Source organism: Mesorhizobium tamadayense, assembly GCF_003863365.1.
In the GTDB taxonomy this organism is placed as follows: domain Bacteria; phylum Pseudomonadota; class Alphaproteobacteria; order Rhizobiales; family Rhizobiaceae; genus Mesorhizobium; species Mesorhizobium tamadayense.
In genome coordinates, this window is the sequence record NZ_RQXT01000024.1 from 43,916 (window position 1) to 65,075 (window position 21,160).

At 65.8% G+C, this 21,160-nt stretch carries 18 protein-coding genes and 1 pseudogene; 13 read left to right on the plus strand and 6 right to left on the minus strand.

Annotated elements, in window-relative coordinates:
- Nucleotides 1-17 precede the first annotated feature (17 nt).
- The gene (locus tag EH240_RS19450; RefSeq protein ID WP_125001450.1) at nt 18-917 is read right to left on the minus strand and encodes a hypothetical protein; all 900 of its coding nucleotides are present in this window, start codon (nt 915-917) and stop codon (nt 18-20) included.
- A gap of 214 nt (nt 918-1,131) precedes the next feature.
- Between EH240_RS19450 and EH240_RS19455 the strand changes: the two genes are divergently transcribed.
- On the plus strand, nt 1,132-2,634 hold the full coding sequence (locus EH240_RS19455; protein WP_125001453.1) for an aldehyde dehydrogenase family protein: 1,503 nt from the start codon (nt 1,132-1,134) through the stop codon (nt 2,632-2,634).
- Nucleotides 2,635-2,639: 5 nt separating this feature from the next.
- On the plus strand, nt 2,640-4,229 hold the full coding sequence (locus tag EH240_RS19460; protein ID WP_125001456.1) for a GMC family oxidoreductase: 1,590 nt from the start codon (nt 2,640-2,642) through the stop codon (nt 4,227-4,229).
- 4 nt (nt 4,230-4,233) lie between these two features.
- Here EH240_RS19460 and EH240_RS19465 read toward each other — a convergent pair whose 3' ends face one another.
- The 3 genes and pseudogenes from EH240_RS19465 to EH240_RS19475 all read right to left on the minus strand — a co-directional run bounded on the left by EH240_RS19465 (nt 4,234) and on the right by EH240_RS19475 (nt 8,416).
- The gene (locus EH240_RS19465) at nt 4,234-5,724 is read right to left on the minus strand and encodes an aldehyde dehydrogenase (protein WP_125001459.1); all 1,491 of its coding nucleotides are present in this window, start codon (nt 5,722-5,724) and stop codon (nt 4,234-4,236) included.
- A 267-nt stretch (nt 5,725-5,991) separates the two neighbouring features.
- Nucleotides 5,992-6,915, minus strand: a pseudogene (locus EH240_RS39900) (cytochrome P450 family protein); the annotation flags it as partial.
- Between the two features lie 55 nt (nt 6,916-6,970).
- The gene (locus EH240_RS19475; RefSeq protein ID WP_125001461.1) at nt 6,971-8,416 is read right to left on the minus strand and encodes an APC family permease; all 1,446 of its coding nucleotides are present in this window, start codon (nt 8,414-8,416) and stop codon (nt 6,971-6,973) included.
- Between the two features lie 178 nt (nt 8,417-8,594).
- Here EH240_RS19475 and EH240_RS19480 point away from each other — a divergent pair, with 178 nt between their 5' ends.
- From EH240_RS19480 to EH240_RS19495, 4 genes are read left to right on the plus strand one after another with little or no spacing between them, the layout of a single operon-like run.
- A complete protein-coding gene (locus EH240_RS19480) occupies nt 8,595-9,365 on the plus strand; it encodes an IclR family transcriptional regulator (RefSeq protein ID WP_125001464.1) in 771 nt (256 codons plus the stop codon).
- Between the two features lie 28 nt (nt 9,366-9,393).
- On the plus strand, nt 9,394-10,647 hold the full coding sequence (locus EH240_RS19485) for a Tm-1-like ATP-binding domain-containing protein (RefSeq protein ID WP_125001568.1): 1,254 nt from the start codon (nt 9,394-9,396) through the stop codon (nt 10,645-10,647).
- Nucleotides 10,647-11,312 (plus strand): HAD-IA family hydrolase, encoded by a 666-nt coding sequence (locus tag EH240_RS19490; protein WP_125001571.1) that lies wholly within the window; start codon nt 10,647-10,649, stop codon nt 11,310-11,312. Before EH240_RS19485 ends, EH240_RS19490 begins: the two co-directional genes overlap by 1 nt.
- Before the next feature lie 24 nt (nt 11,313-11,336).
- A complete protein-coding gene (locus EH240_RS19495; RefSeq protein ID WP_125001467.1) occupies nt 11,337-12,692 on the plus strand; it encodes an aminotransferase class III-fold pyridoxal phosphate-dependent enzyme in 1,356 nt (451 codons plus the stop codon).
- A 43-nt stretch (nt 12,693-12,735) separates the two neighbouring features.
- Here EH240_RS19495 and EH240_RS19500 read toward each other — a convergent pair whose 3' ends face one another.
- Nucleotides 12,736-13,635, minus strand: coding sequence for a helix-turn-helix domain-containing protein (locus EH240_RS19500; protein ID WP_125001470.1), 900 nt, complete (start codon nt 13,633-13,635; stop codon nt 12,736-12,738).
- 94 nt (nt 13,636-13,729) lie between these two features.
- On the opposite strand from EH240_RS19500, the gene EH240_RS19505 reads away from it, so the two are divergent.
- Nucleotides 13,730-15,274: a 4-hydroxyphenylacetate 3-hydroxylase N-terminal domain-containing protein gene (locus tag EH240_RS19505; RefSeq protein ID WP_125001574.1), complete on the plus strand. Its 1,545-nt coding sequence runs from the start codon at nt 13,730-13,732 to the stop codon at nt 15,272-15,274.
- A gap of 25 nt (nt 15,275-15,299) precedes the next feature.
- Nucleotides 15,300-15,809: a flavin reductase gene (locus tag EH240_RS19510; protein ID WP_125001473.1), complete on the plus strand. Its 510-nt coding sequence runs from the start codon at nt 15,300-15,302 to the stop codon at nt 15,807-15,809.
- Between the two features lie 3 nt (nt 15,810-15,812).
- On the opposite strand, the gene hpaR is transcribed toward EH240_RS19510, so the two are convergent.
- The gene (gene hpaR, locus EH240_RS19515) at nt 15,813-16,217 is read right to left on the minus strand and encodes a homoprotocatechuate degradation operon regulator HpaR (RefSeq protein WP_245436191.1); all 405 of its coding nucleotides are present in this window, start codon (nt 16,215-16,217) and stop codon (nt 15,813-15,815) included.
- 221 nt (nt 16,218-16,438) lie between these two features.
- Between hpaR and EH240_RS19520 the strand changes: the two genes are divergently transcribed.
- The 5 genes from EH240_RS19520 (at nt 16,439) to hpaH (ending at nt 21,149) form a co-directional block, all read left to right on the plus strand.
- Nucleotides 16,439-16,825 carry a 5-carboxymethyl-2-hydroxymuconate Delta-isomerase gene (locus tag EH240_RS19520; protein ID WP_125001478.1) on the plus strand — a complete coding sequence of 129 codons (387 nt, stop codon included), beginning with the start codon at nt 16,439-16,441 and terminating at the stop codon, nt 16,823-16,825.
- Between the two features lie 33 nt (nt 16,826-16,858).
- Nucleotides 16,859-18,376, plus strand: coding sequence for a 5-carboxymethyl-2-hydroxymuconate semialdehyde dehydrogenase (gene hpaE / locus EH240_RS19525; protein ID WP_125001480.1), 1,518 nt, complete (start codon nt 16,859-16,861; stop codon nt 18,374-18,376).
- 13 nt (nt 18,377-18,389) lie between these two features.
- Nucleotides 18,390-19,370, plus strand: a complete 981-nt coding sequence (gene hpaD, locus EH240_RS19530) for a 3,4-dihydroxyphenylacetate 2,3-dioxygenase (protein ID WP_125001483.1) — start codon at nt 18,390-18,392, stop codon at nt 19,368-19,370.
- Between the two features lie 103 nt (nt 19,371-19,473).
- Nucleotides 19,474-20,349, plus strand: coding sequence for a fumarylacetoacetate hydrolase family protein (locus tag EH240_RS19535; protein ID WP_125001486.1), 876 nt, complete (start codon nt 19,474-19,476; stop codon nt 20,347-20,349).
- Nucleotides 20,346-21,149 carry a 2-oxo-hept-4-ene-1,7-dioate hydratase gene (gene hpaH, locus EH240_RS19540; RefSeq protein ID WP_167484076.1) on the plus strand — a complete coding sequence of 268 codons (804 nt, stop codon included), beginning with the start codon at nt 20,346-20,348 and terminating at the stop codon, nt 21,147-21,149. Before EH240_RS19535 ends, hpaH begins: the two co-directional genes overlap by 4 nt.
- Nucleotides 21,150-21,160: the final 11 nt, after the last annotated feature.

Genomic DNA, 21,160 nt, shown 5'->3' on the forward strand with positions numbered 1-21,160 from the left:
TGTTTGTCGGACCCGGCTCATGAAAAGCCGAGGGCTGCCCCGTGCGGCGCCCAGACGATCGCCGCGAGCATGGCCAGCATCGCCGGGATGGCGATCAGGAGGCCGGCGATCGGCGGCCGCAAGGGCCGCATGCCGGGAAGCAGGCCTTGCAGCCGGCCGCGCATCAGCACGGCCACGGTCGGCGGCAAGGACGACAGGATGAGCGCCGCGGGATTGGCCTTGGGCGCCAGCAGCGCCACCTGGATCAGCACGGTGGCGGCAGCGTAGAGCAGCAGGAATTCGACGCCCTTGCTCCATCCACCGGCCGCTCTGCCGTGCAGTGTCGCGACATATTGCACAAGACACCAGCCGCCGGTCAGCGCGGCAAGCGAACCGAGCAATTGTCCGGTGACGATCGAGGCGCCGAGCACCGAGACGATGGCACCGGAAAGCGACAGGGCGAGCACGGCCGCGGGCGCCAGGAACGGCTCTTCGGCCGAGGGCGACGGAGCGGCTTGCGTGGAGATCAGCCTCGCGGCGCCGATGATCGTCAACAGGCCGACGACAACAGTGGCGATCATCGGCAGGTCGAGCGAGCCGGAGGCCATGCGCCGCCAGCCGAGCCACAGGAATGCCGCCACGAGAGTGGCAACGGCAAGAAGGTTGGACGTCCGAGAACCGAGCACGCGCGCGGGCAACAGACCGATGATGATGCCGGCAAAGGCGAGATAGATCAGCTTCTGGCTGGCGGCGACCGGCGGCACCACCGGCGGGCCAAGCGTGTCCCAGTAGAAGAACAGAAGCGGCGCCGCCCAAAGCAGCGTCAGCACCGGCGACGACGCCGGCACAACAAAACGCGAAAGCAGAGCAAGCGCGATGCCGAGCACAAGCGGCAGCGCGGCCGTGGTGACCATCGGATTGCCGAGAAACGCGCTCAATCGCAGCCACCTCCGTGACAATCTGCAGCCAGAACCGCGCGCGGTCTGCGCAATTCGATGAGAGTGTGATCTTGACCGGCAAGGCGGGGGCAGTCTTGTCCGAGCGGGAACTTTGTTTTGACTGAGCGCGCACTCGCGCATCCGGCGGCTTGAAGCGCGTCGGTGCGCTCCGTAACCGTCTCTAAAAATGTTCATCAGCTTCGAGGAGGATGGCGTGAACGAGAGAACCGTGCCACCGATCAGCGCCGCCGCCGCCGCATTCCTGTCGCGTCCGCACCGGCCGTTCATCAATGGGCGCTTCGTCGACGGTCTCGCCGGCGACGGGCTGGCGATCGACGATTCCGCTTCCGGAGAGATCGTCGCGCATGTGCCGGAGAGCGGCGCTGAGCTGGTCGACCAGGCGGTCAGCGCCGCGCGCGCCGCACTCGAAGGGCCATGGGCGTCGATGCGGCCGGTCGACCGCCAGAACCTGATGCTGAAGCTTGCCGACGCGATCGATGCCGATGCGGATCTGCTCGCCGAAATCGAGAGCATCGAGAACGGCAAGTCGCTTGGCGTCGCCCGCATGCTCAGCGCCGGCGGCACGGTCGACTGGCTGCGCTACTATGCGGGATGGGCAACCAAGATCGAAGGCTCGACCTTCCAGGTCTCCATTCCCGTGCCGCCCGGCGCCAAGCACCATGCGATGACGGTCATGGAGCCGGTCGGCGCGGTCGGCGCGATCGTGCCTTGGAACTTCCCGCTGCTGATCGGCATGTGGAAGATCGCGCCGGCGCTGGCCTGCGGCTGCACGATCGTATTGAAGCCGCCGCAGGAAACGCCGCTCGGCCTGCTGAGGCTCGCCGAGCTGATCGAGGCGGCGGGCTTCCCGCCCGGCGTCATCAACATCGTCACAGGCAGCGGCGCCGTTACCGGTGAGGCGCTGATCCGCCATCCCGGCATCGACAAGCTGACCTTCACCGGCTCGACGGAAGTGGGAAAGCGTGTCGGCCACGCCGCGGTGGATCGCGTCGCGCGCTTCACGCTGGAGCTCGGCTCCAAGTCGCCGATGATCCTGCTGGCCGACATGGAGGACGGCATCGAGCCGCTGCTTGCCGGGCTCGGAATGTTCTTCAACCAGGGGCAGGTCTGCACCTCGGCGGCGAGGCTGCTGATCGAGAAGTCGATCTATGACCGCACGCTGGCGCGTCTGGCCGAGATCGCCGACGGCATGACGATGGGCGCCGGCCGGGATGCCGAGGCGCAGATCAATCCGCTGGTCTCGGCCAAGCACCGGCAGAGTGTGCAGGGTTTTGTCGAGCGTAGCCTGGCGGCCGGCGCCGAACGGGTGAGCGGCGCGCGCCCGGTGCCGGCCAGGGGCCACTATGTGGCGCCGACCATCCTGCATCAGGTCAAGCCCGAGATGGAGATCGTGCGCGAGGAGGTGTTCGGCCCTGTCGTGGCGGCGATGCCCGTTGCCGACCTCGACGAGGCGATCCGCATCGCCAACGACACGCGCTACGGCTTGTCGGCCTCGATCTGGACCCGCGACATGGGCAAGGCGATGACGGCGATCCACGGCCTCAAGGCCGGCACGGTGTGGGTCAACTCGCACAACACGCTCGACCCGGCCGCACCCTTCGGCGGCTTCAAGCAGTCCGGCATCGGCCGCGAGCATGGCCGCGCGGCGATCGAGGGTTACCTCGAGACCAAGACCGCCATCATGCGCTACGCCTGACCGAAATGACCGAAGTTTACGATTACATCGTCGCCGGCGCGGGCTCGGCCGGCTGCACGCTGGCAAGCCGGCTGGTCGCCGCAGGCAAGCGCGTGCTGGTGGTCGAGGCCGGGCCGGCCGACAACACTAGGCTGATCGACATGCCCGCTACCTTCGCCAAGGTGATCGGCACAGCGCGCAGCTGGATCTATCAGTCGGAGCCGGAGCCCAGCGTCGGCGGCCGCTCGCTGCCAATCCCGCAAGGCCGCACGCTCGGCGGCGGCTCGTCGATCAACGCCATGCTCTACATCAGGGGCCAGCCGGAGGACTATGACGGCTGGCGCGACCTTGGCTGTCCGGGCTGGGGCTGGGACGACGTGCTGCCGGTCTACAGACGACTGGAACGCAACGAGCGCCTGGCCGGCGAAAGGCACGGCAATCAAGGCCCGCTGCCGGTCTCGGATCCGCGCTACCGGCATCCGCTGTCGCTCGCCTATGTGCGGGCCGCGCAGCAGGCGGGCTACCGCTACAATGACGACTTCAACGGCGAGCGGCAGGAAGGCGTCGGCTTCTACCAAACGACGACAGGAGACGGTGAGCGTCAGTCGGCGGCGAAGGTGTTTTTGCGCCCGCTCGCCGGCAAAGCCAACCTCAAGGTCGTCACCGACGCGCTGGTGACCGGGCTGACGCTGGAGAACGGCGCTGCGACGGGCCTATCCTACACGACGCCGGACGGGCAGAGCCATTCGGCCTCGGCGAAAGGGGAAGTCATCCTCACCGCCGGCGCGCTCGCCACGCCGAAGCTGATGATGCTTTCCGGCCTCGGCCCGGCCGCGCATCTCGCCGAGATGGGCATCCCCGTCATCCGCGACATGCCGGCGGTCGGCCAGGACCTGCAGGACCATGTCGCAGCACCCCTCTACGCATTGACGCGCAAGCCGGTCTCGCTGCTCGGCGAGGATCGCGGGCTGAAGGCGCTGCGGCACGGCATCGAATATCTGCTGTTCCGCCGCGGCCTGCTCACCTCGAACGTGGTCGAGAGCGGCGGCTTTTTCGACACCGACGGCGACGGCCGGCCCGACGTGCAGTTCCATGTGCTGCCGGTGATGATCGAAAGCGCCGAGCACGGCTCGATCGAACGCCACGGCATGGAGCTGAACCCATGCGTGCTGCGGCCGAAATCGCGCGGCTCGGTACGGCTGCGTTCGCGCGATGCGCGCGACCCGATCCGTTTCACCACCGGCTTCCTATCGCACCCGGACGACCTCGCCCTGCTGCTAGCCGGCATGAAAGTGGCGCGCGCCATCCTGCGCCAGCCGGCGCTGCGTGAGGTGGTCGCCGAGGAGATCGCGCCTGGCAACGCCGACGACCTCGGCGACGAGGCAATCGTCGACCACATCATCCGCCACGCCAAGACCGTCTACCATCCCTGCGGCACCTGCCAGATGGGAACGGACGACCGGGCGGTTGTCGACCCGCAGCTTCGCGTGCGCGGCGTGCCGCGCCTGCGCATCGCGGACGCCTCGATCATGCCGGGGCTGACCAGCGGCAACACCAACGCGCCGGCAATCATGATCGGCGACCGATGCGGCGATTTCATTCTTGGCAACCCTTGAAGGGTCAACCCAGCGCTATCCACGCCGTCTTCAGGTCGGTGTATTTCTCGATGGCGTGCAGGGACTTGTCGCGGCCGAAGCCGGACTGCTTGAAGCCGCCGAGCGGTACCGTGATGTCGGCGCCGCCATAGGTGTTGACGTGGACGACGCCAGCGTTGATGGCCCGCACCATGCGATGCGCCGTCGACAGGTTCGATGTCCATACGGCAGACGCAAGGCCATAGACGGTCGCATTGGCGAGGCGCACCGCCTCTTCCTCGGTCTCGAAGCGCAAGACGCCGAGCACCGGGCCGAACACCTCCTCGCGGGCGAGCTGCATCTCCTCGGTCACGTTGTCGAAGATCGTCGGCGCCATGTAGCTGCCACCGGTCTCGGTCAGGATACGTTCGCCGCCGGTGACGAGGCGGGCGCCCTCCTCTTCAGCTTTCGCAACGAAGCCGAGATTCTTGGTCAATTGCTCGGCGCTCGACACCGCGCCGATGTCGCTTGAGAGGTCGAGCGGGTCGCCAACCTTCAGCTTCGTGGTGGCCTTGAGAAGCTCATCCATGAAGCTGTCGTAAATCGAGGCCTGGACAAGCAGGCGCGAGCCGGCGACGCAGACCTGTCCTGAATTGCGGAAGATGCCGTTGGCCGAGACGACCGCCGCCTGCTTCAGGTCCGGCGCATTGGCGAAGACGATGTTGGGCGACTTGCCGCCAAGCTCGAGGAAGACGCGCTTCAAATTGGAGCGGGCGGAATATTCCAGCAGTCGGCGGCCGACCGGTCCCGAGCCGGTGAAGGCGATGGCGTCGACATCCATATGCAGGCCGAGCGCCTCGCCGGCGACCGAGCCGCTGCCGGTGACGACGTTGAAGACGCCTTCCGGCAGTCCGGCCTCGGCGGCGAGTTCCGCAAGACGCAGAAGGGTGAGCGAGGCTATTTCCGGCGGCTTGACGACGATCGCATTGCCGGCGGCTAAAGCCGGCGCGATCTTCCAGGCGCCGATCATCAGCGGGAAGTTCCACGGCACGATGACGCCGACGACGCCGAGCGGCTCCTTGTGGATCAGGCCGAGCACGTTGTCGGCCGTCGGCGCGATCTCGCCATAGACCTTGTCGATCGCCTCGGCATAGTAGCGGATGGTGCCGGCGGCCGAGAGCGGTTCAGCCTTGTAGGCCATGTTGATCTCGGTGCCGTTGTCGCGCACACCGAGCACCGCCAGCTCCGGCGCGTGCTTCTCGACCAGCTCGGCGAATTTCGTCAGCACCTTCTTGCGGAAGGCTGGCGTCGCGCGCGACCAGGAGCCTTTCTCGAAGGCCTTGCGCGCCGAGACCACCGCGCGGTCGATATCGGCGGCGCCGCCGTCGGCGATGCTGGCGAAGGAGCGGCCGTCGATCGGCGAGATCACCGGCAGGCTGGCGCCGCCCTGCGCGTCCATCTGGGTGCCATCGATGAACAGTTGCCGCGCACCGACCTCCGCCTTGCTCAGCGTGTCGATGGTATCCTGGCTGATCATCGTCGATTGGCTCCAAAGGCTACATGAAGTATCGCCGGCGCGCGGAACTCCCAGCCGCGGAAGACCGGCTCCTTGCCCGGAACCAGCCGCAGATCGGGAAAGCGCTCCAGCAGCAAGCGTACCGCAAGGCACATCTGCTCGCGCGCGAAGAAACGGCCCGAGCAGAAATGATGGCCGAAGCCGAAGGGCGGCGTGATTGCCCTCGTCTCTGGCGATATCGAACCGGTCGGGATCGCTGAAGCGGCTCTCGTCACGGCTGGCCGAGGAAACCAGCGCCGCGACCGGCGCGCCGGCGGGAATGATGGCGCCGCCGAGCTCGACGTCTCGTGTCGTCTGGCGCGTCTGGGTGCCGATCGGCGCCACCCAGCGCAGGCCTTCGTCGACGGCCTTCGGCACGAAGGCCTCCAGATCGCCGCGCACCTGCCGCAGCTGCTCGGGATGGGTAAGAAGGCCGACAAGAATGGAGCCGGCGCCATGGCCCGGCTCCTGCATGCCGCCGAGCAGGATGACCTTGATGGTCGGCATCAGGAAATCGATCGAACGGGCCGAGCCCTCCGGTATGCCGTCATGCAGCATGTGCGACAAGGCCGAGTCGTCGGGTTCGCGGGTGAGCCTCTCCAGCGTCGGCTGGACGGCGGCGCCGACTTCGGCGCTGATCGCGTCTGCGATCTCCTGACGCTTGGGATCGTTCTCGAAATTGATGACGCCCTGAGCGAGGCCGTAGAACCAGCGCCGCAGGGTCGGCATGTCGACATCGGCAAGGCCGAGCGAGCGCGCCAGGCTCAGCGTCGACACCGGCTCGAAATAGTCGGCCATCAGCTCGGCCGAGCCCTGCGCGGCGATCTTGTCAAGATAGGGCTCGGCGATCGAGCGCACGAGCTCGCCGGCATAGGAAGCGACGGTGCGCGGCCGGTATTTCGGGTCGACGCCCTGCCGCAGTTGCTTGTGGACCTCGCCGTCGGTGGTCAGGATGGTCGGCCTGCCGAAGGAGCGTTCGACCGGTGAGGTGCCGACAACCGCCGAGAATATCTCGGGTGATTTCGCGACGCTCTCGACGTCCTTCCAGCGGGTGACGAACCACAGGTTGACCGCCGGCACGAAAGCAACAGGGGCGCTGCGACGCAATTGCGCATAGATCGGATAAGGATCGGCCTCCAGCGCCTCGACAGTGATGCTCTCGGCAAAGCTCATGCCGCTGCTCCCGTTTGGTGGGAAGGGGCGGCGTCGCCGCCGCCCCGTCTGTCCATCAATCCTTCAGCGGCAGACCGAGATTTTCGAAGGCGACCGGATCCCGGCTCTTCAACCCGCTCGCCAGCAGCAGTCCGACCACGGCCGCGATCAGCACCAGCGCCGGCAGGAACACGCCGAGGAAGCCGCCCGCGCCCGACAGGCTGCCGAAATTGATGACGATCAGGTAGATGATGATGACGAAGGCGATGAAGGTCAGCCCCGGCAGGATCGTGGTCTTCAACTCATTCTCATGGGCGGACGGATTGGCGCGGAAATACATCACGACGGCGAGCGAAGCCACCGCCATCATCACGATGACGCCGAGCGTGGCGACGTTGGTGAGCCATGAGAACAGCGCCAGAACCGGATCGAGGCCGAGCACGGCGAAGAGCCCGACGACGATGACGGCGAGCACGGTCTGGATGACCGATGCGACATGCGGGCTCTGATGCGCCGAATGCGTCACGCCGATGGTCTGCGGCAGGAGTTTTTCCCGGCCGGCGACGTAGATGTAGCGCGCGACCGCGTTGTGGAACGCCAGCACGCCGGCGAACAGGCTCGATACGAAAAGGATGCTCATGGCGTGGGTGAGCAGCGTTCCAGCATAGCGGTCCGACAGGCCGAACAGGAAGGTTGTCGGATCCTGCAGCGCCTGCAGCGACGGCAAGAGCTTATCGATGCCGGTACCCACTGCCATCAGCCAGGCGGTGATCATGTAGAAGAGGCCGATCAGGACGACGGAGAAATAGGTGGCGCGCGGTATGGTAACCTTGGGGTCGCGCGCCTCCTCGGCATAGATCGTCGTCGCCTCGAAGCCGATGAAGGCGGCAAAGCAGAACAGGATGGCGATCGCCGGCGCGCCGCTGGTTATCTGGCTCCAGCTGAACGGTGCCGCCGACAAGCCGCTGTCGCCACCGGTCTTGAGGACGGCCAGGTCGAGGATCAGCACCACGACATATTCGGCCAGCACCAGCACCGTCAGGATCTTGGCCGACAGGTCGACCTGGCGGTAGCCGAGCACGGCGACGATGGCGATGGCGATGAAGCTCCACACCCACCAGGGCAGATTGATGCCCCAGCCGGCGAACAGGCCGGCGGTGGCAGCACCCAGAAGGCCCATGACGCCGATCTGCATGGCGTTGTAGGACAGGATCGCGATCAGCGCGGTGGCGCCGCCGGCGAGGCCGCCGAGGCCGCGCGCGGCGTAGGCGTAGAACGCGCCGGCATTGCCGACATGACGCGACATGGCGACATAGCCGACCGCGAAAAGCAGCAGAAGAAGCGTCACGATGAGATAGGTGCCGGCAAAGCCGGCGCCGTTGCCCATGAGCATGCCGAGCGGCGTGCCGCCGGCGACAGCGGTGAGCGGCGCGGCGGCCGAGATCACCATGAAAGTGATGGCGCCGACGCCGAGGCTGTTCTTCCTCAGCCGGTTCACCTCGGCGGCTTCAATAGTCGTCATTTTTCCCTCCATTCCGCGCTGCGGAAGCCAAGTGTCCCTGAGATGCCGATGGCCTTCTGGCGGGCCTGATGATCATTTCATTATTTGTAACGGCATTTCGATATTAGACTTGCAAAGGAATCGACTTGCTGTCAAGTTAATTCGCACGTTAAGTATCTGATGGAGGATCGGAGACACGATGAGCACGGTGGCCAAAGCCGTTTCGCTGCTGGAAATGCTGGGCAGCGGCGCGCCCGAGACGACGCTTGCCGATCTCGCCAGGCGCGCCGGTTTCGACAAGGCGACGACCCGCCGGCTGCTGGTGTCCCTGATTGCGCATGGGCTGGTGGAGCAGGACGAAACCACGCGGCTCTACCGGCTGGGCGCCGGCATCGCGCGGCTGGCGCTGATGCGCGAAGGGCAGTTTCCGTTCCTGCGTATCGCGGCGCCGGTGGTCGAGGCGCTGGCGGCGGAGACCGGCGAGACCGTGCATCTCTCGGAATATTCAAAGCGCGGCCTGATCACCGTCCACGTCGTCGAATCGGCCAAGGCCAACCGTGTCAGCGTGCAGCTCGGCGACGTGCTGCCGATGCATGCGACGGCCTCGGGTATCGCCTTCCTGGCGTTCAGCGAAGAGCGCATCCGCGAAGCGGTCCTGGCCGGGCCGCTGCCGGCGTTCACGCCCCACACCATCGGTGATGCGGGAACGCTCGCCGAGCATATCGCCGCCGCCCGCGCGCGCGGCCATTCGACCGGCTCGCAAGGTTATGAGGAAGGGGTGCTCAGCGTCGCCGCGCCCATCCTCGGCGCTGACGGCTTCGCCATCGGCACCATCGCGGTCGCCGCGCCCAGGGCGCGCGTCCACGCGGGCGACATCGAGCGCCACGGCGCTGGCGTCGCGGTGGCGGCGCGTGACATCAGCGAGCGGCTTTTCGGGCGACACGGCCTGCCGGGCCGAAAGCGCGCATAGCAACAACATCACTGTAGGGAGACTGACTGTGGAGGAGACGCGCCGTATCCTGGTTATCGGCACCGGCGACACCAAGGCCGACGAGCTTCTGTTCATGCGCGAGCGCATCGAGGCGGTCGGCGGCATCGCGGTTATGATGGACGTCAGCGTGCTTGGCGACCCGCCCTACCGGCCGGAACACGACCGGCATGCGGTGGCGCACGCCGCCGACACGACGATCAAGGCGATCATCGCCAGCGGCGACGAGAATACGGCGATGACGCTGATGGCTCTGGGTGCGGCGCGGCTTGCCCGCTCGCTGCATGACAGAGGCGAGATCGACGGCGTCATCGCGCTTGGCGGCTCGATGGGCACCGACCTTGCGCTCGATGTGGCGCTTGCGCTGCCGCTCGGCGTGCCGAAATTCGTCGTCTCGACGATTGCCTATTCGCATCTCTTGCCGCCGGAGCGCATTGCCACCGACCTGATGATGATCCTGTGGGCGGGCGGCCTCTATGGCCTGAACAGCGCCTGCGAGGCGGTGCTGTCGCAGGCCTGCGGCGCGGTGGTGGGGGCGGCGCGCGCCGTCGTCAAGCCGGACGAGGCAAGACCTCGGATCGGCATGAGCTCGCTCGGCAAAAGCTGCCTGCAATATATGGTGACGCTGAAGCCGGAATTGGAAAAGCGCGGCTATGAGGTGATCGTCTTCCACACCACCGGCATGGGTGGACGGGCGCTTGAGGCGATCGCGGCGCAGAAGGGTTTCGTCGCGGTGCTGGATTTCAGCCTGCAGGAACTCGCCAATCAGTTGACCGGCTCGGTGGTGAATTCGGGCACCGACCGGCTGGAGAATGCCGGACGCCAGGGCATCCCGCAGATCGTCGCGCCCGGCGCCATCGACATGGTGGATTTCCCGACATGGCAGGCCGTGCCTGCCCGCTTCACCGAGCGGCCCTACCATGCGCATAACCGGCTGCTCGCCTCGGTGACCTCGGACGGCGCGACGCGCAAGGAGATCGCGCGCGCCATCGGCGACAAGCTTGCCGCGGCGACGGGACCGACCGCCTTCATCCTGCCCGCCGGCGGCATCCAGCAATGGGACCAGGAGGGCGAGCCGCTTTACGAGCCGGAGGCGCTGTCCGCCTTTGTCGAGGAGATGCGGGCAAGCGTGCCTGAAAACGCGGAGCTGCACGAGATCGCCGGCCACATCAACGATGCCGCCTTCTGCGACAAGGCGCTGGAGATCTTCGATCGCTGGGTGGCTGAAGGCATCGTTCCGCCGGGCCGCAGGCAGGCCGCATGATGAGCGGCCCATCGCCAAACGCGCTGGTGCTCGATTTCGGCGGCGTCGTCACGCGAACGCTGTTCGAAACGCATCCGCTCACCGAGCATGCGCTCGGCCTCAAGCCCGGCACGCTCAACTGGCGCGGGCCGTTCGACCCGGCCTCGGATGCGCTGTGGCGCTCGATGCAGGCCGACGAGATCAGCGAGCGCGACTACTGGAAGACGCGCACGCGCGAGGTCGGCCGGCTGGTCGGCGAGGACTGGCGGGACATGTCGACCTTGGTGCAGCGGGCGCGCGGCGCCGAACCGCAGGCCGTGATCCGGCCCGAGGCCGAGCAGGCGATCCGCACCGCGCATGAAGCCGGCGTGCGGCTCGCCATCCTCTCCAACGAGCTCGACCTGTTCTACGGCAAGTCCTTTCGCGAGCGGCTGCCGCTGCTTGCGCTGTTCGATGCGATCGTCGACGCAACCTATACCAAGGTCCTCAAGCCCGACCGCCAAGCCTATGCGATGGTCGGGGAGGCGCTGAAGCTGCCACTCCCGGCCTGCGTCTTCGTCGACGACCAGAAGCGCAATGTCGACGGCGCGATTGCCGCCGGCATGCTTGCCGTGCATTTCGACGTCGCCCAGCCGGCGCGAAGCTATGCCGAGGCGCTCGGTTCTTTCGGCCTGACGCTCTCCTAATCGGAAAAACCCGGAGTCCTCCCGATGCGTGACATAAACTTCCTCACCGAGAACAACGCCAAGCCGATCTGGCATCCGATGGCGCACCCGGCCGAAATGCGGGCCACGCCGCCGAAGATCATCATGAAGGGCGAAGGCGTCTCGGTCACCGACGTCGACGGCCGCACGGTGCTCGACGCCGTCGGCGGATTGTGGAACGTCAACCTCGGCTACAGCTGCGATCCTATCAAGAAGGCGATTGCTTCGCAGCTCGACGCCCTGCCCTATTATTCCGGCTTTCGCGGCACCTCGACCGGACCGTCGATCGAACTCGCCTACGAGCTCGCCGAATGGTTCGCGCCGGAAGGCATGGTGCGCGCCTTCTTCACCTCAGGCGGCTCGGACTCGGTCGAGACGGCGCTGCGGCTCGCCCGGCAATTCTGGAAGATCCGCGGCCAGGGCGACCGCACGAAATTCCTGGCGCTGAAGAAGGGCTATCACGGCACCCATTTCGGTGGCGCCTCGGTCAACGGCAACGCCAATTTCCGTCGCAACTACGAGCCGCTTCTGCCCGGCGTCTTCCACGCACCCGCGCCGTGGACCTATCGCAACCCGTTCGACGAGACCGACCCGGCGAGGCTGGCAAAACTCTGCGCCCGGGCAATCGAGGACGAAATCGCCTTCCAGGGCGCCGACACGATCGCTGCCTTCATCATGGAGCCGGTGCTTGGCGCCGGCGGCGTCATCGTTCCGCATGAGAGCTTCATGCCGATGGTGCGCGCGATCTGCGATCGCCACGACATCCTTTTGATCGCCGACGAGGTGGTGACCGGCTTCGGCCGTACCGGCGCCTGGGCGGGCTCCCGGCTCTCCGGCGTGAAGCCCGATTTCATGACCATCGCCAAGGCGATCACCTCGGGCTATTTCCCGCTCGGCGCGACATTGATCGGCGCCAAAGTCGCCGATGTCTTCGAGGCCGACAAGACGAGCTTCGGCGCGATCGGCCATGGCTACACCTATTCGGGGCATCCGGTCGGCTGCGCGGCCGGTCTGGCGGCGCTCGCCGAAACCAGGCGGCTGGCCGTCAACGAGAACGCCGCCGCGCGCGGTATCGAGCTCGGCAGGGCGCTGGAAGCGCTGAAGGCCAAGCATCAGCTTATCGGCGACGTCCGCTACCAGGGCCTGATGGCCGCGCTCGAGCTGGTCTCTGACCGCACCGCCAAGAAGCCGGCAGACAAGAAGACGATGGCGGCGATCGCGGACGCCGCCTACGGCGCCGGCGTGATGCTGCGCGTCTCCGGCAACACCATCATCCTGTCGCCGCCGCTGGTGATCTCTTCCGCCGATGTGGCGAAGATCGGCGAGGCGCTGGATGCTGGCCTGACGGCCGCTGCCGCTTAGCGAATAGGGAATAGCGAGTAGCGAGTAGGGGCCGAACTTTCCCCTACTCGCTACTGGCTATTCGCCACTCACTACTCGCTCTTCCCAGCCGCTCCCTCCGCCACATCGCCGGTGCCATGCCAACGGCCTGGCGGAAAAAGCGCGAGAAATAGGCGGGGTCGTTGAAGCCGGTTTCGTAAGCGATATCCTCGACCGTGCGTATGGTGAAGAGGAGCAGGCGCTTGGCTTCGACCAGACGTCTTTCGCCGATCGCCTGCCGCACGCCCGATCCCAGCACCTGGTGCGCCGCCTTGTCGAGCAGATGCCTGGTGGTGCCGAGCTCCTCGACATAACGCTCGACCGGCCAGTCGTCGCGAAAATGGCGGTCGATCAGCCGCCTGAGCCGCCCGCCGAGCGCCACCGTGGCCGGCACCGTCACCGCATGCGACTGGGCGTCAAGGCGGGCAATGCCCGACAGCGCCACCGCGACCAGCGCTGGCAGGATTTTCTCCATGCCGGCCTGCGCCTCGGCATATTCGGCCTGGATCATTTTGATCATGTTGCCGTGCCGTTCCCACAGCGCGACCTCACCCCGCCCGGTGACGAAGACGGGCTGATCGAGCGGCAGCGCGGAATGCTCCGCGATGGCCGCAAGCGCTGCGTCCGCGATCGAAACGACGATGGCATCCGTGCCCTGCTCGATGTCGAAACCGTGCACCACGCCGCTCGGTATAAAACTCACGGTCGGTGCCGAAAAACTCCAGGTCTTGTCCTCGATCCGGTAGACGCCGCTGCCGCTTGTCCAGAAAGTGATCTGCGCCATCTGCGGGTGTTTGTGGGCGAGAACCCGACCGCGATGCACGGAAGCGCGCGCCTGAACGGTCTCGACATGCAGGAAACCGACGTCGAGCGCCCGCGCGGGCTCGCCGTAGACGAAGAATTCCGGAATCGCGGTCTGGCTCATTGGCTGCCGGAAAAAATCCAAGCGGTTTTGCGCTTTCGTCCATAAACCATCGTGCCGCGCCCGGCTACTCTCCAATCATCAAGGGAGGATCATGATGCGATCGGAAGATTTCCGGGCCGACACGAAACGGCCGTTCACGGGCGCCGAATATCTGGAGAGCCTGCGCGACGGGCGCGAGGTCTATATCAACGGCGAGCGGGTGGCCGACGTCACCAGCCATCCGGCGATGCGCAATTCGGTCCGCTCGCTGGCGCGCCTCTACGACGCGCTGCATGATCCGGCCCAGCAAGCGGTCCTGACCTCGCCCAGCGATACCGGGTCCGGCGGCTACACGCACAAATATTTCCGCGTCGCCCATTCCGCAGCCGAGCTTGCCCAACAGCAGAGCGCGATCGCGCATTGGGCGCGCATGACCTATGGCTGGATGGGCCGCACTGCCGACTACAAGGCGGCGCTGATGAACACGCTCGGCGCCAATGCCGAATGGTACGGCCCGTTCAAGGACAATGCGCGCGCTTGGCACAGACGCGCCCAGGAAGCGGTCCTGTTCATGAACCATGCTATCGTCAACCCGCCGATCGACCGCCACAAGCCCGCCGAGCAGGTGAAGGACGTGTTCGTGCACATCACAAAGGAGAACGACGCCGGCATCTGGGTGTCGGGCGCCAAGGTGGTGGCGACGTCCTCGGCGCTCACCCATTACAATTTCCTGGCACAGAGCTCGGCGACGGTGACCGAGGATCCGTCGCTGTCGGTGATGTTCATCGTGCCGATGAACGCGCCGGGCATAAAGATGTTCTGCCGCGTCTCCTACGAGCAGACGGCGAACACCGTCGGTCATCCCTTCGACTATCCGCTGTCATCGCGCTTCGACGAGAACGACGCGATCCTGGTGCTCGACAACGTCTTCATCCCCTGGGAGGACGTGCTGGTGCTGCGCGACGCGCAGAAGATCCTGTCCTTCCATCCGGCCTCGGGCTTCATGCACGGCTACTGCTTCCAAGGGTGCACACGCTTCGCCGTCAAGCTCGACTTCCTCGCCGGGCTGCTCGCCAAGGCGCTGCGCGCGACAGGCGGCGATGCCTTCCGCGGCAACCAGGCGGCGCTCGGCGAGGTGATTGGGCTGCGCCACATGTTCTGGAGCTTTTCCAACGCGATGGCGCACAATCCCATTCCGTGGGCCAACGGCGCGGTGCTGCCCAATCTCGAAGCCGCGCTGGCCTACCGGACCTTCATGTCGGAGGCCTATCAGCGCGTCATCGACACGGTGCGGCGGGTGATCGCATCGGGGCTGATCTACCTGCCCTCCTCGGTGCGGGACTTCGATAATCCGGAGATCGACCGCTATCTCGCGCAATATGTGCGTGGCTCCAACGACATGGGCCATGTCGAGCGCATCAAGATTATGAAGCTGTTGTGGGACGCGACCGGCACCGAATTTGGCGGCCGCCACGCGCTCTACGAACTCAACTATGCCGGCGCGCCGGAAGAGGTGCGGCTGCAGGTGCTGAAGGGCGCCGAGCGTGGCGGACGGCTGAAGCAGATGGAGGAGCTGGTCGACGCCTGCATGGCCGATTATGACGAGAAGGGCTGGACCGGCGACACATGGCTGCCGCCGCTCTCGGCCCAGGCCAACTGACCGGAGGCTGGCCATGGAAGGAGCCATGGAAGCACAAGTCTCGAGGCTGGAATTCCGCGAGGCAATGGCGCGGGTCTGCGCGCCGGTCAACATCGTCACCACGGATGGTCCGGCGGGACGCGGCGGCTTCACCGCGACCGCCATGTGCAGCGTTTCCGACGATCCGCCGACGCTGCTTGTGTGCATGAACGAACGCTCGGCGCAGACAGGCATGTTCCTCGAGAACCAACGCTTCTGCGTCAACGTGCTCACGCAGTCGCACATGCATCTTGCGGCGAAGTTTGCAGGCGCGATCCGCGACATGGCCGAGCGCTACGATGCGGCGCGCTGGCAGACCATGCCCTCCGGCATGCCGGCGCTGTTAGATGCCATCGTCAGCTTCGACTGCGAGATCGGCACGGTGAATAAGGTCGGCACGCACAATGTGATGTTCGGCCGCGTCGTCGACATCCGCCACGGCAGCGACGAGGCGGCGCTGCTTTATGTCGGGCGAAACTACATGCAGCCGAGCGCGTTGGGCAGTTTTGGAGGGTGAGGATCAGCCCCCCGTCGACTCCGACTGGATCAGGCTCTCCAGCATGTCCAGCAACCGCTCGTGCTCTTCGGCGCCGTAGCGCTTCTCGATCGCCTCGTAGATTGCGACGCGCTCGGGCGCGAGTTCCTCGATCAGCGCCACGCCGGCCGGGCTGATGGCGAGCAGCGCGCGGCGCCCGTCGTCCTTGACCCTGTTGCGGGTGATGAAGCCCCGCTCCTCCATCGCCTTGATGATGCGGGTGAGGCTGGGCGGCAGGATCGAGGCGCGGTTGGCGAGCTCGGTCGCCTCCAGCGGGCCTGTCTCGGCAAGCACGCGCAGCACGCGCCATTGCTGCTCGGTGATGTCGTGGCGGGCAAGCATCGGCCGGAAATGCGCCATGATCACTTCGCGGGCGCGCAGAAGTGCCATGGGCAAAGAACGGCGGGTGCTGGGCGGTAGCAAGGTCAGGTCTCCAATTCCAGTTTCCGCTAGCGACTCGTGACAAAATTTGACGGCTGGCGAGTTATATCCGCGATTTCGTTGGGACCGGCAATCCTGCTTCCCAAGTCGCCACGGCGCATAGACAACGACGCTTGACATTCCGTCGTCAAGATGTAATTCACATGTTAATTACAAGGTGGAGGAGACCCTTGCCACACATGGCGATCGAATATTCGGCGAATCTCGACGCGAAGGTCGACATGGGCGCACTCTGCGCGCTGGTCTCGCGCACCATCCTCGAGACCGGCCTGTTCGAGCCGGGCGCGGTGAGGGTGCGTGCCTTCCGCGCCGTGTCTTACGCGATCGCCGACCGGCTCTCAGAGAACGGCTTCATCGACATGAATTTCCGCATCGGCAAGGGCCGCAGCACCGAGGAAAAGAAACGCGCCGGCGAGGCGATCTTCGCTGCGGTCACGCATCATCTCGCATCGCTGTTCGCCACACCACATTTCGCGCTGTCGCTCGAGATCCGCGAGATCGACGCCGAGCTCAGCTGGAAGAAGAACGCCATTCATCCGCGCCTGCGTCGCAAGTGAACGGGCACGGCAGGCAATCAACAGGAAGAACCCATGGCGGCACTGGACGACAATCTGAGGAAGGCCGAAGCCTATCTCGAACGCTTCCGGAAAAATGGCGTGCTCAACCAGATCGGCGGCGAAGCGGTGCCTGCCGCCGACGGTTCGACATACGAGACGATCTCGCCGATCGATCTGAAACCGATCGCCACCGTTGCGCGCGGCAAGGACGCTGACATCGACCGCGCCGCCAAGGCGGCGAAGGCCGCCTTCCGTGACTGGGCGGCGATCCCGGGCGACGCGCGCAAGAAGCTGCTCCACAAAATCGCCGACGCCATCGTCGCGCGAGCCGAGGAGATCGCCTTCGTCGAATGCATGGACACTGGCCAGTCATTAAAGTTCATGGCCAAGGCTGCATTGCGCGGCGCCGAGAATTTCCGCTTCTATGCCGACCGCGCGCCGGAAGCGCGTGACGGCCGCTCGCTCAGAGCGCCGAACCAGGTCAATCTGACGACGCGCGTACCGATCGGCCCCGTTGGCGTGATCACGCCGTGGAACACGCCCTTCATGCTGTCGACCTGGAAGATCGCGCCGGCGCTCGCAGCCGGCTGCACCATTGTGCACAAGCCGGCGGAGCTGTCGCCTCTGACGGCGAGATTGCTGGTCGAGATCGCCGAGGAGGCGGGTCTTCCCAAGGGCGTGTGGAACCTCGTCAACGGTTTTGGCGAGGATGCCGGCCGGGCGCTGACCGAGCACCCCGACATCAAGGCGATCGGCTTTGTCGGCGAGAGCCGCACCGGCTCGATGATCATGAAACAGGGCGCCGAGACGCTGAAGCGCGTGCATTTCGAGCTCGGCGGCAAGAACCCTGTGATCGTCTTTGCCGACGCCGACCTGGAGCGCGCCGCGGACGCCGCCGTCTTCATGATCTATTCGCTGAACGGCGAGCGCTGCACCTCGTCGTCGCGCCTCTTGGTCGAGGCCTCCGTCCACGACAAGTTCACCGACCTGGTGGCGCAGAAGGCCAAGCGCATCAGGATCGGCCATCCGCTCGATCCCGAAACCGTGGTCGGGCCGCTGATCCATCCGGTGCATGAGGAAAAGGTGCTGTCCTATATCGAGATCGGCAAATCGGAAGGCGCGGTCGTCGCCGCCGGCGGCGGCAAGTTCGCCGGCCCTGGCGGTGGCTGCTATGTCAGCCCGACGCTGTTCGTCGGCGCCACCAACAAGATGCGCATTGCCCAGGAGGAAATCTTCGGGCCGGTGCTGACCGCGATCCCGTTCAAGGACGAGGCCGAGGCACTGGCTTTGGCCAACGACACCCAATACGGCCTCACCGGCTATCTGTGGACCTCCGACGTCACTCGCGCTCTCCGTTTCACCGACGCCCTTGACGCCGGCATGATCTGGGTGAACTCGGAGAATGTGCGCCACCTGCCGACGCCGTTCGGGGGCGTCAAGAGCTCGGGCATCGGCCGCGACGGCGGCGACTGGTCGTTCGACTTCTACATGGAAACCAAGAACATCGCGTTCGCCACGGCGCCGCATTCGATCCAGAAGCTCGGCGGCTGACCGGAGACACAAGATGGCCCTGCCCCAACCCAACCTCTACCCTGCCTTCAACATCGTGCGGCTCAGCCATGTCGAGCTGGCTGTGACGGATCTGGCGAAATCACGCGCGTTTTATGTCGACACGCTTGGCCTGCAGGTGACCGACGAGACCAGCAACGCCATCTACCTGCGCGCGCTGGAAGAGCGCGGCCATCATTGCATCGTGCTGCGCAAGGCCACGACGCCGGAAGCACGCGACCTCGGCTTCAAGGTTTTTTCCGACGAGGACCTCGACAAGGCGGCGCATTTCTTTGCGGCCAAGGACCTGCCGGTGGAATGGGTGGAGCGGCCGTACCAGTCGCGCACCTTCCGGACGCGCGATCCGCACGGCATTCCGCTCGAGTTCTATTCTAGGATGGAGCGGCTGCCGCCGATCCATCAGAAATACGCGCTCTATCACGGCGTGAAGCCGCTGCGCATCGACCACTTCAACTGCTTCTCGCCGAACGTCGATGAGGCGGTCGCCTTCTACAACGAGCTCGGCTTCCGCGTGACAGAATACACCGAGGACGCCGAGACCGGGAAGCTGTGGGCGGCCTGGATGCACCGCAAGGGCGGCGTGCACGACATCGCCTTCACCAACGGCCTCGGCCCGCGCCTGCACCATGTCGCCTTCTGGGTGCCGACGCCGCTCAACATCATCGACCTGCTCGACCTGATGGCGACCACCGGCTATGTCGGCAACATCGAGCGCGGCCCCGGCCGACACGGCATCTCCAACGCCTTCTTCCTCTACATCCGCGACCCCGACAACCACCGCATCGAGATCTATTGCTCGGACTACCAGACGGTCGATCCGGACCTGGAGCCGATCAAATGGGACCTGAAGGACCCGCAGCGCCAGACGCTGTGGGGCGCGCCGGCGCCCAGAAGCTGGTTCGAGGAAGGCAGCGTCTTTGCCGACGTGACGCCACGCCAGTCCGACCTGGCGGCCTCGCCGATTGTGGCGCCTTGAGTTCATAATTTGCGATGACTGCGTTCCTTCGCGCCCCCCTCTGTCCTGCCGGACATCTCCCCCACTTGGGGGGAGATCGGCAGCTTCCATGTGGAGTTCCAGCATGAGCGCGGGACGCCTCGCCACCTTCACCGCCGGCGGCAAGACGCGCTACGGCGCTATCACTGGCAAAGGCGTCGTTGACCTTTCGGCGCGCCACAAAGAATGGCCGACGCTGCGCGAGGTGATCGAGGCCGGCGCGCTCGTGAAACTTGCTGAGGAGGCGGAAGGCCTCGCTGCCGATTTCCGGGTCGAGGACATCGCTTACGCGATCCCGGTCCCCTCCCCGGAAAAGATCATCTGCGTCGGCGTCAACTATCCGGACCGCAACGAGGAGTACAAGGATGGGCAGGCGGCACCCTCGAACCCGTCGCTGTTCATCCGCTTTCCGCGCTCTTTCGTCGGCCATGGCGCGCCGCTGGTGCGGCCGCCGGAATCGCCGCAGCTCGATTATGAGGGCGAGATCGTCATCGTCATCGGCAAGGGCGGCCGGCGCATCGCCGAGGCTGACGCGCTCAGCCATATCGCGGCGCTCTCGCTGTGCAACGAAGGCACCATCCGCGACTGGGTGCGCCACGCCAAGTTCAACGTCACGCAGGGCAAGAATTTCGACCGAACCGGTTCGATCGGGCCGTGGCTGGTGCCGTTCGCCGACGAGACGCAGATCGCCGATATATCGCTCACCACCCGTGTCAATGGCGAGGTGCGCCAGCAGGACCGCACCGGACGCATGATCTTTTCCTTCCGCAAGATCATCAACTACATCTCCACCTTCACCACGCTGGTGCCGGGCGACGTCATCGTCACCGGCACGCCGACGGGCGCCGGCGCCCGTTTCGATCCGCCGGTGTGGCTGAAGCCGGGCGACGTCATCGAGGTCGAGGCCGACGGCATCGGGCGGCTTAGCAACGGCGTCGTGGACGAAGGGGCCGACCGATGATGACGGAGCAGCAAGTCGAGGACACCGCACAGCGGCTGTTCGAAGCCGAGCGCGACCGCCGCCAGATCGGGCTGCTCAGCCTCGACTTTCCCCGAGCGACGATGGACGACGCCTATCGCGTGCAGGCGGCGCTGGTGAAGCGGAAGGCGGCGTCCGGACTCACGGTCAAGGGTTGGAAGATCGGCCTGACCTCGAAGGCAATGCAATCGGCGCTGGGTATCGACATTCCGGATTCCGGCATTCTGTTCGACGACATGTTCTTCGAGGATGGCGGCACGGTGCCGGCCGGCCGCTTCATCCAGCCACGCATCGAGGCCGAGATCGCCTTCGTCATGAAGGCCCCGCTCGCCGGCCCGGACGTGTCGATCGACGACGTGCTCGACGCCACTGATCATATCACCCCGGCGCTGGAGATTCTCGACACCCGCATCGAGCGGATGAACAAGGAGACCGGCAAAATCAGGACCTTCTTCGACACGATCTCGGACAATGCCGCCAATGCCGGCATCGTCGTCGGCGGCCGCTCGGCCGGTCCGCGCGAGGCGGACCTGCGCTGGGTCGGCGCCATCGTGTCGCGCAATGGCGAGGTCGAGGAGACGGGGCTCGGCGCCGGGGTGCTCGACCATCCCGCCAAGGGCATCGTCTGGCTCGCCAACCGGCTTCACCAATACGGCATGCAAATCGACGCCGGACAGCTCGTGCTGTCGGGCTCCTTCATCCGGCCGGTCGAATGCCGGCACGGCGACCGGTTCGTTTCGGATTTCGGGCCCTTTGGTGCGATCCGCATCGCCTTCGCCTGACCCCTTTGTTT